The organism is Saccharothrix sp. NRRL B-16348 (assembly GCF_001280085.1).
Taxonomy (GTDB): Bacteria; Actinomycetota; Actinomycetes; order Mycobacteriales; family Pseudonocardiaceae; genus Actinosynnema.
Genome location: NZ_LGED01000035.1, coordinates 41916 through 59626, shown reverse-complemented (window position 1 = coordinate 59626; position 17711 = coordinate 41916). Strand labels below are relative to the sequence as shown.

Sequence of the window (17711 nt, the reverse complement as noted above, 5' to 3'; positions counted from 1 at the left end):
CCGTGCGCATCCTCGTCGTCGAAGATGACGACCGGGTGGCACGCGGGCTGCTCACCGCGCTCCGGCACGCGGGCTACGAAGTCCACCGGGTCGGCACGGCCGCCGCGGCGCTGACCGCACCGCCGGCGGACGTCGTGCTGCTCGACCTCGGCCTGCCCGACGGCGACGGCCTCGACGTGCTGCGCGAACTGCGCCACCGCACCGGCACCGCGATCATCACCGTCACCGCGCGCGGCGAGGAGCGGGAACGGGTGCTCGGCCTGCGCCTGGGCGCGGACGACTACGTGGTGAAGCCGTTCGGCACCGCCGAGCTGCTGGCCCGCATCGAGGCCGTGCTCCGCCGCACCCGCGCGGCCCGTGCCGCCGCCCGCGAGCACGAGATCACGCTCGGCCCGCTCACCCTGGACCCGGCCGGCCGTGAAGCCAGGATCAACGGCGAACCGGTGCCGTTGACCCGCAAGGAGTTCGACCTGCTCGCGCTGCTCGTCGGCCGCGCGGGCACCGTCGTCAGCCGCAACCTGATCGTGGACCAGGTGTGGCAGGCGCACTGGGAGGCGCCGTCACGCACGCTGGACACCCACATCGCCGCCCTGCGCGGCAAGCTCGGCGACGCGTTGCGCATCGAGACAATCCGGGGTGTGGGCTACCGGGTGGCGGCCAACACCCCGGACCGCTGATCACCACACGTGGGCGACGTCCACCACGACCCGGCCGGGGAGCGTGAACACCCGGAACGGCAGCAGGGCGCGCACACCCAGGCCCACCGTCGTCTGCCCCTCGAACGACCCGGCCCACGCGACCTGCCGGAACGTCTGGTAACCCGTGACGTCCACCAGCTCGGACCCGTTCGGGTACGTGTAGGTCGGGTTGCCGTCCTGGTCGTACGACGGCGAGTTCACCGTGATCTGGAGCTTGCCGGCACCGCGCAGCGGCACCGGCTTGCCCGAACCCTCGTGGGTCACCTCGGGCACGTACTGCACCGTGTAGCCGTCGTTCTCGCCGCCGGTGAAGTCGAACACCAGCCGGTCGTAGCACTCCTGCTGACCGGCCCGGATGTTCGCCAGCAGCCCGGTCGTGGTCTGGGACGCGTACTTCGGCCCCGACCCCCAGTCGACCGGCGTGCAGGCGGTCGGCGCCGCGGACGCCGTCACCGGCGCCACCACCGCGAACGCGGTCATCGCCGCGAGTAACAACGCAACCTTGCGTAGCATGCTCATTCCCCCTTCGTCGGGCCGGAACAGCCCGCGGACAACATGACGCACGTCACCCCCGGGAGGTTGCCTCCGCGTGCTGCGCCGCTTGCTGGTCCTCATCGTGCCGCTGCTGGTCGCCCTGGTCGCGGCCCTCGGCGTGCCGCTCGCGTTCGCCGTCGTGCAGCGCGAGAGCCAGGAGACCTACCTCGACCGCCTGGGTGACGCGAGCCGGTTCGCGTCGTTGGCGGAGAACGCCCTGGCGTCGGACCGGCTGACCGCGTTGCGCGAGGAACTCGTCCGCTACGACCAGCTCTACGGCATCTCGGCCGCCCTCGTCGGCACCGACGGCACGGTGCTGGAATCGTCACGCCGCCCGTTCGCCTTGGACGACCCGCACGTCGAGGTGGGGTTGCAGGCGGCCTTCGGCGGATACCGCGGCGAAACCGACCAGTCGGTGTGGCCGTGGGAACGCGTGAACCTCGTCGTGGTCGAGCCGGTGGGCCGGGACAGCGAAGTGGTGGCCGCCGTGGTGACGATCTCCCCGACCGACGGCCTCAGGTCCGCGATCCTCCGCCAGTGGGGTGTGCTGGCCTTGATCGGCCTGGTGCCCATGCTGGGCGTGGTGGCGGTCGCGTGGCCGATGTCGCGCTGGGTCCTCCGCCCGGTCCGCAGACTGGACGAGGCCACCGCCGCCGTCGCGGGTGGCCGGCTGGACGCCCGTGCGGACGAACTCGGCGGGCCCCCTGAGCTGCGCAGACTGGCCGCGAGCTTCAACGCGATGGTCGACGTGGTCGGCCGGGCCCTGCGCAGGCAACGCGCGTTCGTGGCGGACGCCTCCCACCAACTCCGCAACCCGCTGGCGAGCCTCCGCCTGGCCGTGGACAACCTGGGACCCCACGTCACCGACGACGCGGGCCGCGAGGCGCAACGCATCGCCGTGGACGAGGCCGAGGAAATGGGCCGCGTCCTGGACACCCTCCTGGCCGCCACGCGCCTCGACAGCGCCTCCGCCGCCGAACCGGTCGACGTGGACAACCTGCTGGCCACGCACGTCCCCGGCTGGCGCGCCCTGGCGGGCGGGATGCGCCTGGAGGTGACCGTCCCGCCCGGTTTGCGCGCCCTGGAACCACCCGGCGGCCTGGGCAGCGTGCTGGACGAACTCGTCGGCAACGCGATCCGCCTCTCCGGCGGCACCCGGGTGAAGGTCTGGGGGCGAACCTCGGACGACCACGTGGAACTGCACGTGACCGACGACGGCACGGGCCTGTCGGACGAGGAGCGAGCCGCCGCCCTGAGCCGTTTCTGGCGCGCGCCACGCCACCAGAACATCCCTGGCACCGGCCTGGGCCTCGCCATCTGCGCCGAGCTGATCGCGTCGGCCGGCGGCGAACTGACCTTGCTGCCGGCCGAACCGCACGGCCTGGACGCCGTCATCCGCCTCGGCACGCGAACCCCCGTCTGAGGCGCGCGAACCCCGTCTAAGCCGCCTGCCCGCCGCCCGTCCCCAGTCAGCCTCGCGCCTCAGCCCACCACGAGCACCTGTCGCGCCCGACGCCGCCACGCCCCACGAGCCCCACGCCCCGAGCCCGCGGCCCGCCTGCGCCCACCACGCGCCCGAGTCCGCCACCTCCGCACCCGCCGCGCCCCACGACCGCCGCACGCACCACGTGCCCGAACCCGCGGTGCCAGAGCCTGCGGTGCCAGAGTCGCCTGAGCCCGCCGCGTCCGAGTCGCTGGGTGCGCCCGGCTGCGGCCGAGCCCGCGTCCGGTGGCCGCCTGGTGGCTGGACCTCGGCCTGACCGCCCTACCCGACCCTCCTCCTGACCGTCTGACCGTCTGACTGCGCCATCAGCCTGCCTGGTCGCGTAGCGCTCGCCGACGGTGCCGCCTCCTTCTATCCCGGCAACGTCAATGGTCTGCGGAAAGTTTCGCCATTGATGGTTGGTTCCCACCATTGGGTGATCGGCGGGAGGTGGTGGAGGTGGTGGGGGATGAAGGATGGGCTGGTCAGCGCTTGGTGGCTCGGAACCAGCGTTCGGCGCCCTTGTGCAGTGGGACCTGGCCCGTGGCGATGCCCGTGCGCACGTTGATGCGGCTGGCCTCCGAGTGGCCCGCGGCGATCCGGGCCGACTGAGTGAACACGGTCCGCGTCACGACCTCGACCACGTCCTCGTCCAACGCCGTCCGCGCCAGCAGCAGGTTCGGCACGGCGAACGTGTGGCACGGGCCCAGGTTGCCGTAGGTGGTGGCCGGGATGGTGGCAGGCACGTACGGGCCCGGGTAGGCCTCGGCCAGTTTCTCGGCCTCCGCGGGCAGGTCCAGCAAGCGCAGCGGGAACGCGTCGAGCGTGTCGGCGATCGCCGGGGTCGGGATGCCGGTCAACGCCAGGACCGCGTCCAGCGAACCGGTGGTCAGCTCCTCGGCCGCGTCGGCGTGTGCCATCCGGCGCGCGTCCACCTCGATCCCCAGCAACGACAGCAGGCGCGTCGCGGTGAACTCGGTGCCCGACTCCGACGGCCCGAACGACACCGTCCGCCCGGCCAGGTCCGACAACGTCCGCAGCGGCGAGTCGGCGGGCACGGCGATCTGCATGAAGCTGTCGTAGAGCCGGCCAACAGCACTGATCCCGCCCGGATCCTCGGCGCTGAGCAAAGCGCCCTCCACCAACGGGTCCAAAGAGGACAGTCCCAGGTGGACCTGACCCTCGCGCAGCAAGCGGACGTTCTCCACCGACGCGCCCGTGTGGCGCTCGACGACCCGGGTCGCGGGCAGCTCATCGGCCAGCGCCGCCGCCAGCGCGCCGCCGATCTCGCGGAACACCGCACCGTCCGGCCCGGTCGCGAGGACCAGTTCGCCGAGAGCGGGCGGGCCGGTCGACGTGCAGGCCGACAGCCACGCCGGCACGCCCGCCACCAGGGCGGCTCGCAGCACCGAACGCCGGGACACCTGCACGAACAGCAGACTAACCCCACGCCACCGGGTGAACGGAGTGTTACGTCAGAGGGATCTGAAGTTTCCGGCGTGCTCCTTGTCGTGTCCGCGGCCTGTGCTCAGGATCACCAACCAACCCCCTACCGCCGGCAGGCAATGGTCCCCCTTGGAGGAGACGTGGTCAGCGCGCAAGCACGTGAGCGCAAACCGATCTACAAGCACCTCTACTTCTGGGTGCTGGTGTCGATCGTGCTCGGCGTGGTCGTCGGGTACGCGTTCCCGGCGCAGGCGTCGGGCATGAAGTGGATGGCCGACTTCTTCATCGCGCTGGTCAAGGTGGTCATCGCGCCGACGATCTTCTGCACCGTCGTGGTGGGCATCGCGGGCCTCGGCAACCTCGCCAAGGCGGGCGGCCTGGCCCTGCGGACCATCCTGTACTTCACCGCGATGACGACGGTCGCGCTGGCGATCGGCCTCATCGTGGTCAACCTGGTCCAGCCGGGCCACCACGGCGCGTCCATCCCGATCAACGACGGCGCGGCGGAGAAGACGCTGGCCGACGCGAAGACCGCCGAGACCGGCGTCACGGGCTTCATCCTGGGCCTGGTGCCGAAGTCGTTCCTCGGCGCGTTCACCGACGGTCAGCTGATCCAGGTGCTGGTGATCGCGATCCTGGTCGCGGTGGCCGTGGCGGGCATGGGCAAGCGCGGCGAGAAGGTGGTGTCCGCGTTGGACACCACGGCCAAGGTGATGTTCGGCGTCATCAAGATCGTCATGTACGCGGCGCCGATCGGCGCGTTCGGCGGCATCGCCTACACCATCGGCAAGTTCGGCGGCTCGATCCTGGGCAAGCTGGCGTGGCTGATGGGCTCGTTCTACGCGACGTGCCTGCTGTTCATCCTCGTGGTGCTGGGCGGTGTGGCGCTGTACGCGGGGTTCTCGATCTTCAAGTTCCTCCGGTACATCAAGGACGAGCTGCTGATCGTGCTCGGCACGTCCTCTTCGGAGACGGTGCTGCCGCGCATGCTGGTGAAGCTGGAGGCGGCGGGCGCGGACAAGTCGGTGGTGGGCCTGACGATCCCGACCGGCTACTCGTTCAACCTGGACGGCACGTGCATCTACCTGACCATGGGCGCGATCTTCATCGCCCAGGCGACGGGCACGGACGTTGGCCTGGGCACGCAGATCGGGCTGCTGCTGTTCATGCTGCTGGCCAGCAAGGGCGCGGCGGGCGTGACGGGCGCGGGCCTGGTCACGCTGGCGGCGTCGCTGAGCGCGTTCGAGGGCAACAGCGCGATCCCGGCGGTCGGCATCGCGCTGATCGTGGGCATCGACCGGTTCATGTCCGAGGCGCGGGCGATCACGAACGTCATCGGCAACGGTGTCGGCACCCTCGTGGTGGCACGGTGGCAGGGCCAGTTGGACCGCGACCGGCTGCGCGAGGTGCTGGACAACCCGGGTCAGGTCGACGTGGACGCCCTGCTCGAAGAGCAGCACGGTGACGATGACGTCACGGAGCGTGAGCCCGTAGGCGCGGTCACCCGCTGAAGCAGGCCCGTGAGCCCCCGAGTCGTCGGCCTTCAACCGGCGGCACGGGGGCTCACCTGCGGTTACGTCCGAAGTCGGCGCGCGGCCGGCGGTGTCGGCTGGCTCTCACCAACGCGCGCGGCGACCGCTCCTCCGTTATGCTTACCAACGCGTAACAAGACCGGCCCGGGTATCGTTCGAACCGGCCGAATCGTTACCGGTCGACGATCGAGATCACCCGAAGGATGGTGTGGATCCGTTTCGCGACTGTTAAAGTCTCGTCAACACGCGGGCCATCGTCGTCCCGTGCCCAGCACCCGGATTCCAGGACCTGGACACGAGGACTCGTTCTTTCACCAAGGACGACGAAGGAGGTCTGCGCAGTGATCTTCTCCGCCATCCCGTCCCCGCAGGGGCTCTACGACCCCGCCGCGGAACGTGACGCTTGTGGTGTGGCGATGGTCGCCGACATCAAGGGCCGGCGCTCGCACGACATCGTCGTCGACGCGCTCACCGCGCTGGCCAACCTGGAGCACCGAGGCGCCGCCGGCGCGGAGCCGACCAGCGGCGACGGCGCCGGGATCCTGCTGCAGCTGCCGGACGCGTTCCTGCGGCAGGTGCTGGACTTCGAGCTGCCGGAGCCGGGCGCGTACGCGGCGGGCATCGCGTTCCTGCCCTTCGACGAGGAGCCGCGCGCGAAGGCCGTCGAGCTGACCGAGCGGATCGCCGCCGAGGAGGGCCTGGTCGTCCTGGGCTGGCGCGACGTGCCCACGGCGCCCGAGCACGCGGGCGTGGGCCCGACCGCCCGGTCGGTGATGCCGCACTTCGCGATGCTGCTCGTCAAGGGCGCGACCGACCGGCGCGACGTCGCCCTGGACCGCCTCACGTTCGCCCTGCGCAAGAGGGTCGAGCACGAGAGCGCGGCGGCGGACGTCGGCACGTACTTCCCGTCGCTGTCGTCCCGGACGATCGTCTACAAGGGCATGCTGACCACGGGCCAGCTGCCCGCGTTCTTCCCCGACCTGCGCGACGAGCGGCTGGCCAGCGCGATCGCCCTGGTCCACTCGCGCTTCTCCACCAACACGTTCCCGTCGTGGCCGCTGGCGCACCCGTTCCGGTACGTCGCCCACAACGGTGAGATCAACACGGTGCGGGGCAACCGGAACCGGATGCGGGCGCGTGAGGCGCTGCTGGCCTCCGACCTGATCCCGGGCGACCTGACCAGGCTGTTCCCGATCTGCCACCCGGAGGGCTCGGACTCGGCGAGCTTCGACGAGGTGCTGGAGCTGCTGCACCTGGGCGGCCGGAGCCTGCCGCACGCGGTGCTGATGATGATCCCCGAGGCGTGGGAGAACCACACCTCGATGGACCCGAAGCGCCGCGCGTTCTACGAGTTCCACGCGAGCCTGATGGAGCCGTGGGACGGTCCGGCGTGCGTGACGTTCACCGACGGCTCGCTGGTCGGCGCGGTGCTCGACCGCAACGGCCTGCGCCCGGCCCGCTGGTGGCAGACCGCCGACGGCCGCGTGGTGCTGGCGTCGGAGACCGGTGTGCTGGACGTCCCGCCGGAGCAGGTGGTGGCCAAGGGTCGCCTCCAGCCCGGCAAGATGTTCCTGGTCGACACGGTCGAGGGCCGCCTGGTCGAGGACGACGAGGTCAAGGCGAAGCTGGCCGAGGAGCTGCCCTACGACGAGTGGCTGCACGCGGGTCTGCTGGAGCTGGCCGACCTGTCCGACCGCGAGCACGTGGTGCAGAGCCACGAGTCCGTGGTGCGGCGGCAGCTCACGTTCGGCTACACCGAGGAAGAGCTGCGCGTCCTGCTCGCCCCGATGTCCACCAACGGCGCGGAGCCGCTCGGCTCGATGGGCACCGACACCCCGGTGGCGGCGCTGTCGCAGCGCTCCCGGCTGCTCTACGACTACTTCGTGCAGAACTTCGCCCAGGTCACGAACCCGCCGCTGGACTCGATCCGCGAGGAGATCGTCACCAGCATGTCGCGGGTGATGGGCCCGGAGCAGAACCTGCTGGAGCCCGGCCCGGTCAGCTGCCGGCACATCAAGCTGACCTACCCGGTGATCGACAACGACGAGCTGGCCAAGCTCATCCACATCAACGACGACGGCGACCTGCCGGGCTTCGCGTGCACCGTCCTGTCCGGACTGTACGAGGTGGACGGTGGCGGCGCGGCGCTGGCGGCGGCGATCGAGCGGGTGCGCCGGGAGGCGTCCGAGGCGATCGCGAACGGCGCCCGCACGCTCGTGCTGTCCGACCGCGACTCCGACCACCGGATGGCGCCGATCCCGTCGCTGCTGCTGGTCTCCGCGGTGCACCACCACCTGGTGCGCACCAAGGAGCGGCTGCGCGTGGCGCTGGTCGTGGAGACCGGTGACGCCCGCGAGGTGCACCACATCGCCGCGCTGCTGAGCTACGGCGCCGCCGCGGTGAACCCGTACCTGGCGTTCGAGACGATCGAAGACATGATCAGCACCGGCGCGGTGACCGGGATCGAGCCGCGCAAGGCCGTGCGGAACTACGTGACCGCGCTGGTCAAGGGCACGTTGAAGATCATGTCGAAGATGGGCATCTCGACCGTCGGCGCGTACACGGCCGCGCAGGTGTTCGAGGCCGTCGGCCTGTCCGAGGAGCTGCTGGGCGAGTACTTCACCGGCACGGTGTCGAAGCTCGGCGGCGCGGGCCTGGACGTGCTGGCGGAGGAGGTGGCGCTGCGCCACCGCCGCGCCCACCCGGACAACCCGACCGACCGGGTGCACCGCAGGCTCGAGGTGGGCGGCGAGTACGCCTACCGCCGCGAGGGCGAGCTGCACCTGTTCACGCCGGAGACGGTGTTCCTGCTCCAGCACGCCACGAAGACCGGCAAGCGGGACGTGTACCGGCGCTACACCGACGAGGTGGAGCGGCTGTCCCGGCAGGGCGGCACGCTGCGCGGCCTGTTCTCGTTCGCCGCCGAGGGCCGCGCGCCGATCCCGATCGACGAGGTCGAGCCGGTCTCCTCGATCGTCAAGCGGTTCAACACCGGCGCCATGTCGTACGGGTCGATCTCGGCCGAGGCGCACGAGACGCTGGCCATCGCGATGAACCGGCTCGGCGGCCGGTCCAACAGCGGCGAGGGCGGCGAGGACCCGGAGCGCCTGTACGACCCGGAGCGGCGCAGCGCGGTCAAGCAGGTCGCGTCCGGCCGGTTCGGCGTCACCAGCGAGTACCTGGTCAACGCCAGCGACATCCAGATCAAGATGGCGCAGGGCGCGAAGCCGGGCGAGGGCGGCCAGCTGCCCGGCTACAAGGTGTACCCGTGGATCGCGCGGACCCGGCACTCCACGCCGGGCGTCGGCCTGATCTCGCCGCCGCCGCACCACGACATCTACTCGATCGAGGACCTGGCGCAGCTGATCCACGACCTGAAGAACGCCAACGAGCAGGCCCGCGTGCACGTGAAGCTGGTCAGCGAGGTCGGCGTCGGCACGGTCGCGGCGGGCGTGGCGAAGGCGCACGCGGACGTGGTGCTGATCTCCGGGCACGACGGCGGCACCGGCGCGTCGCCGCTGAACTCGCTCAAGCACGCGGGCACGCCGTGGGAGATCGGCCTCGCCGAGACCCAGCAGACGTTGCTGCTCAACGGTTTGCGCGACCGGATCACCGTGCAGGTCGACGGCGCGATGCGCACCGGCCGCGACGTGGTGGTGGCCGCGCTGCTCGGCGCGGAGGAGTTCGGCTTCGCGACCGCGCCGCTGATCGTCGAGGGCTGCGTGATGATGCGGGTCTGCCACCTGGACACCTGTCCGGTCGGCATCGCCACCCAGAACCCGGAGCTGCGCAAGCGCTTCACCGGCCAGGTCGACCACGTGGTGAACTTCTTCCACTTCGTGGCCGAGGAGGTCCGGGAGCTGTTGGCGTCGCTCGGTTTCCGCACGATCGACGAGGCCGTCGGCCACGCCGAGCTGCTGAAGACCGACGAGGCGATCGAGCACTGGAAGGCGGCGGGCCTCGACCTGTCGCCGGTGTTCGAGGTGCCCGAGACGCCGTACCGCACGGCCAAGCGCAAGGTCCGCGAGCAGGACCACGGCCTGGCGCAGGCGTTGGACCGCACGCTGCTCCAGCTCGCCGACGCGGCGCTGAACGACGCCCGCCCGGTGCGGCTGGAACTGCCGCTGCGCAACGTCAACCGCACCGTCGGCACGCTGCTCGGCGCGGAGGTCACGCGCCGGTTCGGCGGCGACGGCCTGCCCGACGACACGATCCACGTGACGTTCACCGGCTCGGCCGGCCAGTCGCTGGGCGCGTTCATCCCGCGCGGCATCACGCTGGAGATGATCGGCGACGCCAACGACTACGTCGGCAAGGGCCTGTCCGGCGGCCGGATCGTCGTGCGACCGCACCCCGACGCGCCGTTCGCCGCGGAACGGCAGGTCATCGCGGGCAACGTGATCGGCTACGGCGCCACGTCCGGCGAGATCTTCCTGCGCGGACGGGTCGGCGAGCGGTTCTGCGTGCGCAACTCGGGCGCGCTGGCCGTGGCCGAGGGCGTCGGCGACCACGCGTTCGAGTACATGACCGGCGGCCGGGCCGTGGTGCTCGGGCCGACCGGCCGCAACCTCGCCGCGGGCATGTCCGGCGGCATCGCGTACGTGCTGGAACTCGACCCGGCGGCGGTCAACACCGCCCAGGTCGAGCTGCAGCGGCCCGGTGCGGAAGACCTGCGCTGGCTGCGCGAAGTGGTGGAACGCCACCACCAGCTCACCGGTTCGGCGGTGGCCGCGTCGCTGCTCGGCGACTGGCCCCGGCGTTCCGCGTCGTTCACCAAGGTCATGCCCGGTGACTACCAGCGCGTGCTCGAAGCGATGAGGCTCGCCCGCGCGGAAGGCAGGGACGTCGACCAGGCGATCATGGAGGCCTCCCGTGGCTGACCCGTACGGTTTCCTCAAGCACTCCCGCTCCGAGCCGAAGAAGCGGCCCGCCGCCGACCGGCTGTCCGACTGGGACGAGGTGTACCTCGACGTCCCCGCCGAGCAGCGCGACGCGGAGGTGCGGACGCAGGCGACGCGGTGCATGGACTGCGGCATCCCGTTCTGCCACTCCGGGTCGGCCGGGTGCCCGCTCGGCAACCTGATCCCCGAGTGGAACGACCTGGTGCGCCGGGGCGACTGGGAGTCGGCGTCGGACCGGCTGCACGCGACGAACAACTTCCCCGAGTTCACCGGCCGGCTGTGCCCCGCGCCGTGCGAGGCGGCGTGCGTGCTGTCGATCAGCCACGACGCGGGCGGCGCGGTCGCGATCAAGCGGGTCGAGCAGGCCATCGCGGACGTGTCGTGGGACCAGGGGCTCGTGCGGCCGACGCAGTCGCAGGTGTCGTCGGGCCGCCGGGTGGCGGTCGTCGGCTCCGGCCCGGCCGGGTTGGCGGCGGCGCAGCAGCTCACGCGGGCGGGCCACGAGGTCACCGTGTTCGAGCGGGACGACCGGCTCGGCGGGCTGCTCCGCTACGGCATCCCCGAGTTCAAGATGGAGAAGAAGGTCCTCGACCGGCGGCTCGCGCAGCTGCGCAAGGAGGGCACCAAGTTCGTCACCGGCTGCGAGGTCGGCGTCGACCTGACCGTCGAGGAGCTGCGGTCGAAGTTCGACGCGGTGGTGCTCGCGGTCGGCGCGCTGCGCGGCCGTGACGACACGACGACGCCCGGCCGTTCGCTGCGGGGCATCCACTTGGCGATGGAGCACCTGGTGCCCGCCAACCGCGCGTGCGAGGGCGACGGGCCGCCGGAGATCGACGCGGCGGGCAAGCACGTCGTGATCATCGGCGGCGGCGACACCGGCGCGGACTGCTACGGCACGGCGTCCCGGCAGGGCGCGGCTTCCGTGCTGCAGCTCGACCAGTACCCGATGCCACCGTCCACTCGGGACAACGACAGGTCGCCGTGGCCGGTGTGGCCGTGGATCCTGCGCACCTACCCCGCGCACGAGGAGGCGGGTGAGCGGAAGTTCGCCGTCGCGGTCGAGAAGTTCGTCGGCGACGAGGACGGGCACGTGCGCCACATCCAGCTGCGCAAGGTGCGGGTGGAGAAGGACGCCTCGGGCCGCCGCCAGGTCGTGCCCACGTCCGAGGAGGTCGAGGTGCTGCCGGCGGACCTGGTGCTGCTGGCCATCGGCTTCGAGGGCGTCGAGCACATGCCGCTGCTCGACGGGCTCGGCATCCAGCTCACCTCGCGCGGCACGATCTCGTGCGGCTCGGACTGGCAGACCCAGTCGCCCGGCGTGTTCGTCTGCGGCGACGCGCACCGGGGCGCTTCGCTGGTCGTGTGGGCGATCGCGGAGGGCCGTTCGGTGGCCAACGCGGTGGACCGCTACCTGACCGGCTCGTCCGACCTGCCGTCCCCGGTGATCCCCAACATGCTCCCGCTCGCCGTGGTGTGACCCCCATAGACCGCCGTTAGCTGGATACCCGGCCGCCCCGACAACGACGTCGGGGCGGCCTCTTGCTTCTCCCCGACCGGCCGGCCCGCAACACGGGATGCCGAACCCCGCCTTCGTCCGGATCCCCTGCGACCTCTGACCGCGCCGCCCCGTCAGACGCCGGTCACCGCGCGCACCGAGCGGATGCGGCTGACCAGGAACTCGCGGTGCTCGCCGCGGGGCGCGCAGTTGGCCTTGAGGTTGCCCGCCGCGTGGTCGACGGGCGTGATCACGTGCTTCACCGTGCTCCGCGGGCCGTTCGCCACGGCGATCTCCACCGACGTGCGGCTCACCAGCGCGTCCGCCAGCAGCACGACCTCCGAATCGCGCAGCACCAGCGACTGGTCGCGCAGCAGCCGCACCGTGCCGATCCGCTGCGACTCCACCGGCGGCAGCACGAACTTCGGTCTCGGCCGCTCCCGCTCCACCAGCGCCGCCGCCAGCTTCGCCAGCTCCTGCCCGGTCAGCGGCGCACGCCACCCGCCCGTCGCCGCACGCGGCGGCGGCAGCTCGACGCGACGCTTCGGCACCCGCTCCACCACCGCCGTGCCGTCCACCGCCGACGTCGTCGGCGCGTAACCGGCCGCCCGCAGCAACGCCAACGTCTCCGTGGCGGGCTTCGCCGACGCCAGCACCGTCGGACCCAAGGGCTGTAACGAAAGCTGCGCCAACGACCGGTGCGCGGCGATCTCGCTCAACAGCACCGGGTCCTCCGTCCGCACGCAGCACGCCACCGGCGTCACCGTGATCCGCCCGTGCTGCCGGGCCACCTCGCGCACCAGGTGCGCCAACGTCGGCGGCACGCCGTGCTCGGCCACCGACGCCAACCGCGCCAGCAACGCGTCCGGCTCGTGCCCCGCGTCCAACGCCCGCCGCACGCTCGCGCCGGTGAACCGCCACCCGCGCGCCGTGCCGTCGGCCGCCAGGTCCAGCACCGCGCTCAGCTCCCGTGACGGCAGCCCGGCCACCACGGCGCTCAGGTCCGGCCGCAGGTGGGCGGTGGCCGCGGCGGGCGGCACGAACCGGCCAGCCACCTCGGCCACCCCGCCCGCCAGCACCGCGCGGCCCAACGCGGTCGCCGCACCCAACGCCACCAGCCCCACCGACTCGGCCTCCACCAACGCCGCCTCGGTCGCCGCCCGACCGTGCACGGCGGGCCGCGCCCACACCAGGTCGGCCACCACCTCGTGCCGGTGCTCGAACGCCTCGTCCTCGTCCAGCCGCGCGTACCGCTCCAACAGGCCGCGCCTGGTCCGCTCGCCCGAGTCCGACGCGGACCGCTGCTTGCCCGGCGTCCACGTCAGCCGCGGCCACGCCTCCGCCAACGCGGTCAGCCGCTCCGCGGGCGACGCGGCCCGCCACGGGTCCGAGCCCACTGTCGGCACCAGCCTGCCGTCGTCCACCGCGAGCAACCGCGCCTCGAGGGCCAACCCCATCCACAGCCGCGTCCGGCTCTCGTCCGCCCGCAGCGCGCCCGCGAGCCGCCGCAGCTCGCGCAACCCCATCACCCCGCGGCACGCCACCTGCTCGACGTCGCACAGGTCGACCAGCCGCGTCACGCCGTCCACAGTGGACGCGGCGGGCGTGATCGCGGCCCGGTCGGCGAAACCCCGGTGCTGCGGCGCACGACGCGGCGTGCGCGGCGCGGGCGTGATGCGGCGCGGCGGCTCGTCCTCCAGCAGCCGCAACCCCGGCGAACTCACCAGCCGCCCCTCCGCCGGCCAGACCAGCGCCCTCGCGCGCAACTGGCCCAACACCCGCTTCAGCTCCGCCCGCGACGCCTTCCCGTTGCAGCGCAACCGTTCCGCCAGCACCTCCACACCGGCCTCGTCGCCCAGGCGCAGCACGGTGTCCAGCACGTCCCGGCACGCCTGGTCGAGCCCGTCGACCGCCGCGCGCAGCGACGCCGTCGAGGTCAACTCGTCCGCCAGCGCCCGCAGCGAGTGGGGTCTGCGGTCGGCGGCGTCCTTGCGCAACGCCAAGATGCCCCGGATCTCCGCCGCGTCGAGCTCGCGCAGCCAGCCGGCGAGCGCCGTTTTCCTACCCACCCGGCCGATTATGCACAGGACGTGACCACTCGGTGATGCACTGTCATAGAGCGTTCGAATGAGCCACGAATGGACGAACGTAAGCTGTGTGCCGTGGAATTCACCGGGTTCGGCGAACACGCCATCGACTTCTACGACGGACTCGTCGCCGACAACTCCAAGGCCTACTGGGACGACCACAAGCACGTCTACCAGCGTGATGTCCGCGCGCCCATGGAGGCGTTGCTCGCCGCGCTGGAGCCCGAGTTCGGGAAGGGAAAGGTCTTTCGGCCCTATCGGGACGTGCGGTTCAGCAAGGACAAGACGCCCTACAAAGACCACTGCGGCGGAGTGGTCGAACTCGGCCGCGGCGGCGGCGCGCACTACGTGCAGATCGGGACCGAGGGCGTGTTCGTGGCCGGCGGGTCGTTCGCCATGGCGTCCGACCAGCTCGCGCGCTACCGCGAGTCCGTCTCGGACGACGTGCGCGGTCGTGCGCTGGAGAAGGTGCTGGCGAAGCTCACCAAGGCCGGCTGGGAGCTGCGTGGAGACAAGCTCAAGCGCGCGCCGCGCGGCCTCGACCCCGAGCACCCCCGGATCGAGCTGCTCAAGCACAAGCGCCTCTACGTGGCGAAGGTGTGGCCGCCCGACGACGTGCTGCACGAGCCGGGCTGCCTGGACCGGGTCCGGGAGGCCTGGCGCCAGGCCTCGACGCTCGTCGACTGGTGCGCCGACCACATCGGCATCACCGAGGTCGGCTTCCGCCGCTGACCGCCCGGCGCCGCGTGACGAGGTAGCCGGCAGTGACGCCGGCGACATCCACGAGGGCGTCGAGCAGGTCCCCGCCGCGGTTCAGGACGGTGATGAGCCACTGCAACACTTCCGAGACCGCGGCGTAACCGATCAGGGTCGCGGCCAGCGGCCCGGCGGGCAGCCGCGCGTACCTCCCGGTGCCCATGAGCAGGGCGAACAGCAGGAAGTGCACCACCTTGTCGGTGCCCGGCGGCGCCGTGGGCACACCTGACGCCGGGGTGAACAGCACGATGACGCTGAGCAACACCGCGACCACGAACGGAAGGATTCTGGGGCCCACGGGGCCGATTCTGCCTGTTTCGCGGAGATTACTTCCCGGTACATCCTGATCGGTCCAGTGACAGGGACTACTCTGACTAGACGTGAGTCGACGCGCGAAGATCGTCTGTACGATGGGTCCTGCCACCGCGACCGAGGACAAGGTCAACGAGCTGGTGGCGGCCGGTATGGACGTTGCCCGGATGAACTTCAGCCACGGCAGCCATGCCGACCACAAGCAGGTCTACGACCTCGTCCGCAACGCGGCCGATGCGTCGGGCCGCGCGGTCGGCATCCTGGCCGACCTCCAGGGACCGAAGATCCGGCTCGGCCGGTTCGCCCACGGCCCCGTCGAGTGGCGCACCGGTGACATCGTCCGGGTGACCGTCGAGGACGTCGAGGGCACCCACGACCGGGTCTCCACCACCTACAAGCAGCTGGCGCAGGACGCCAAGGCGGGCGACCGGCTGCTGGTGGACGACGGCAAGGTGGGCCTGACCGTCACCGAGATCGACGGGCCGGACGTGGTCTGCGAGGTCACCGAAGGCGGTCCCGTCAGCAACAACAAGGGCCTCTCGCTGCCCGGCATGGACGTGTCCGTGCCCGCGCTGTCCGAGAAGGACATCGAGGACCTGGAGTTCGCCCTCAACCTGGGCGTGGACTTCATCGCCCTGTCGTTCGTGCGCTCGCCCGCGGACATCGACCTGGTCCACCAGGTCATGGACCGCGTGGGCCACGGCCGCCGGCCGGTCATCGCCAAGATCGAGAAGCCCGAGGCGGTCGACAACCTCGAAGCGATCGTGCTCGCCTTCGACGGCGTCATGGTCGCCCGCGGCGACCTGGGCGTCGAGCTGCCGCTGGAGTACGTGCCGCTGGTGCAGAAGCGCGCGATCCAGATCGCGCGGGAGAACGCCAAGCCGGTCATCGTGGCCACCCAGATGCTCGACTCGATGATCACCAACTCCCGGCCGACCCGCGCCGAGACCTCCGACGTGGCCAACGCGGTGCTCGACGGCGCCGACGCGCTGATGCTGTCCGGCGAGACGTCGGTCGGCCGCTACGCCATCGAGACGGTCAAGACGATGGCCCGCATCATCGAGCACGTGGAGACCGAGTCCACCGCGGTCCCGCCGCTGACGCACGTCCCGCGCACCAAGCGCGGCGTGATCTCGTACGCGGCGCGTGACATCGGCGAGCGGCTGAACGCGAAGGCGCTGGTCGCGTTCACCCAGTCCGGCGACACCGTGCGGCGGCTGGCCCGCCTGCACACCCCGCTGCCGCTGCTGGCGTTCACGCCGGAGCCCAGCGTGCGCAGTCAGCTTTCTCTCACCTGGGGCACCGAGACGTTCCTGGTGCCTAAGGTGGACTCGACGGACGAGATGGTCCGCCAGGTGGACCTGTCGATGATCGACATCGGCCGGTACCAGCCGGGCGACCTCGTCGTGGTCGTGGCAGGCTCGCCGCCTGGCACCATCGGCTCGACGAACCTCATCCGGGTGCACCGCCTGGGGGAGGACGACCACGCTTAGGAGATGACGTGACCGAGGCTGCCCGTGCCGCGGCGACCGCCGAGTTCTCGGACGTTCCACTGGACGCCGACGGCGTGCCCCACGGGCAGCCCGTGCTCGACCGACTCGTCGCGCTGCTCGACCTGGAGCGCATCGAGGAGAACATCTTCCGCGGGGTCTCACCCGCCGAGTCGCCCGTCCGGGTGTTCGGCGGGCAGGTGGCCGGCCAGGCGCTGGTAGCCGCCGGGCGGACCGTGCCACCCGAGCGCCGGGTGCACTCGCTGCACTCGTACTTCATCCGCGGCGGCGACCCGAGCGTGCCGATCGTGTACGAGGTGGACCGCGTCCGCGACGGGCGGTCCTTCACGACCCGCCGCGTCGTCGCCGTGCAGCACGGCAAGGCGATCTTCACCCTGTCGGCGTCGTTCCAGCTGGACGAGCCGGGCCTGGACCACCAGGAGCCGATGCCGGTCGTGCCGGCGCCGTCCTCGCTGCCCACGTACGCCGAGTCGGCGGAGGGGTACCTGGAGAAGATCGGCATGGCCCGCCTGCCGCGGCCGATCGACATCCGGTACGTGACCGAGCCGCCGTGGCGTGCGCGGGAGGACGGACCGGGCGAGGCGCGCAGCCGGGTGTGGATGAGGGCGGACGGCAAGCTGCCGGACGACGACCTGCTGCACGTGTGCGTGCTGGCGTACGCGTCGGACATGACGTTGCTGGACTCGGTGCTGGTGCGGCACGGCGTGTACTGGGGCACGGACAAGGTGCTGGGCGCGAGCCTGGACCACGCCATGTGGTTCCACCGCCGGTTCCGCGCCGACGAGTGGTTCCTCTACGACTGCGCCTCCCCTTCGGCCTCGGGCGCGCGCGGGCTGGCCACGGGCCGTTTCTACAGCCACGACGGCCAACTGGTGGCTACCGTGGTCCAGGAGGGCCTTCTCCGGGTCCTGTAATCGACCAGCTACGCTGCGCAGTCAACAGAGGTCATGGGAGGT

12 protein-coding genes are annotated in these 17711 nt (G+C 71.6%); 8 read left to right on the top strand and 4 right to left on the bottom strand.

All coding sequences use genetic code 11. The features are described 5' to 3' along the window. Nucleotides 1-2: 2 nt before the first annotated feature. Entirely contained in the window at nucleotides 3-677 is a 675-nt protein-coding gene (locus ADK67_RS06570) for a response regulator transcription factor (protein ID WP_053715481.1), read from the top strand. Here ADK67_RS06570 and ADK67_RS06565 read toward each other — a convergent pair whose 3' ends face one another. Further along, nucleotides 678-1211: an AMIN-like domain-containing (lipo)protein gene (locus ADK67_RS06565; RefSeq protein ID WP_053715557.1), complete on the bottom strand. Its 534-nt coding sequence runs from the start codon at nucleotides 1209-1211 to the stop codon at nucleotides 678-680. A 76-nt stretch (nucleotides 1212-1287) separates the two neighbouring features. On the opposite strand from ADK67_RS06565, the gene ADK67_RS06560 reads away from it, so the two are divergent. Further along, nucleotides 1288-2655, top strand: coding sequence for a sensor histidine kinase (locus ADK67_RS06560; protein ID WP_053715480.1), 1368 nt, complete (start codon nucleotides 1288-1290; stop codon nucleotides 2653-2655). Nucleotides 2656-3200: 545 nt separating this feature from the next. Here the strand turns inward: ADK67_RS06560 and ADK67_RS06555 are convergent. Next, entirely contained in the window at nucleotides 3201-4145 is a 945-nt protein-coding gene (locus tag ADK67_RS06555; protein ID WP_231648048.1) for a TAXI family TRAP transporter solute-binding subunit, read from the bottom strand. A 156-nt stretch (nucleotides 4146-4301) separates the two neighbouring features. Here ADK67_RS06555 and dctA point away from each other — a divergent pair, with 156 nt between their 5' ends. The 3 genes from dctA (at nucleotide 4302) to ADK67_RS06540 (ending at nucleotide 12071) form a co-directional block, all read left to right on the top strand. Next, complete coding sequence (gene dctA / locus ADK67_RS06550) at nucleotides 4302-5672, top strand: C4-dicarboxylate transporter DctA (protein ID WP_231648047.1); 1371 nt, start codon at nucleotides 4302-4304, stop codon at nucleotides 5670-5672. Nucleotides 5673-6034: 362 nt separating this feature from the next. Further along, nucleotides 6035-10573, top strand: a complete 4539-nt coding sequence (gene gltB / locus ADK67_RS06545; protein ID WP_053715478.1) for a glutamate synthase large subunit — start codon at nucleotides 6035-6037, stop codon at nucleotides 10571-10573. Then, nucleotides 10566-12071, top strand: coding sequence for a glutamate synthase subunit beta (locus tag ADK67_RS06540; RefSeq protein ID WP_053715477.1), 1506 nt, complete (start codon nucleotides 10566-10568; stop codon nucleotides 12069-12071). Before gltB ends, ADK67_RS06540 begins: the two co-directional genes overlap by 8 nt. Nucleotides 12072-12223: 152 nt before the next feature. On the opposite strand, the gene ADK67_RS06535 is transcribed toward ADK67_RS06540, so the two are convergent. Further along, nucleotides 12224-14158 (bottom strand): helicase-associated domain-containing protein, encoded by a 1935-nt coding sequence (locus ADK67_RS06535; protein WP_053715476.1) that lies wholly within the window; start codon nucleotides 14156-14158, stop codon nucleotides 12224-12226. A gap of 93 nt (nucleotides 14159-14251) precedes the next feature. Between ADK67_RS06535 and ADK67_RS06530 the strand changes: the two genes are divergently transcribed. Then, nucleotides 14252-14908, top strand: coding sequence for a DUF2461 domain-containing protein (locus tag ADK67_RS06530; RefSeq protein WP_053715555.1), 657 nt, complete (start codon nucleotides 14252-14254; stop codon nucleotides 14906-14908). On the opposite strand, the gene ADK67_RS06525 is transcribed toward ADK67_RS06530, so the two are convergent. Then, a complete protein-coding gene (locus ADK67_RS06525) occupies nucleotides 14883-15230 on the bottom strand; it encodes a VanZ family protein (RefSeq protein WP_157619972.1) in 348 nt (115 codons plus the stop codon). The genes ADK67_RS06530 and ADK67_RS06525 overlap by 26 nt on opposite strands. Nucleotides 15231-15312: 82 nt before the next feature. Here ADK67_RS06525 and pyk point away from each other — a divergent pair, with 82 nt between their 5' ends. Both pyk and tesB read left to right on the top strand, forming a co-directional pair. Then, a complete protein-coding gene (pyk, locus tag ADK67_RS06520) occupies nucleotides 15313-16737 on the top strand; it encodes a pyruvate kinase (protein ID WP_053715475.1) in 1425 nt (474 codons plus the stop codon). Nucleotides 16738-16745: 8 nt separating this feature from the next. After that, nucleotides 16746-17669, top strand: coding sequence for an acyl-CoA thioesterase II (gene tesB / locus ADK67_RS06515; protein WP_053715474.1), 924 nt, complete (start codon nucleotides 16746-16748; stop codon nucleotides 17667-17669). Nucleotides 17670-17711 lie beyond the last annotated feature (42 nt).

Excerpts from the sequence above, each read along its gene's own strand:
- ADK67_RS06565 (WP_053715557.1), bottom strand. The coding sequence starts at position 1,211 with ATGCTACGCAAGGTTGCGTTGTTACTCGCGGCGATGACCGCGTTCGCG.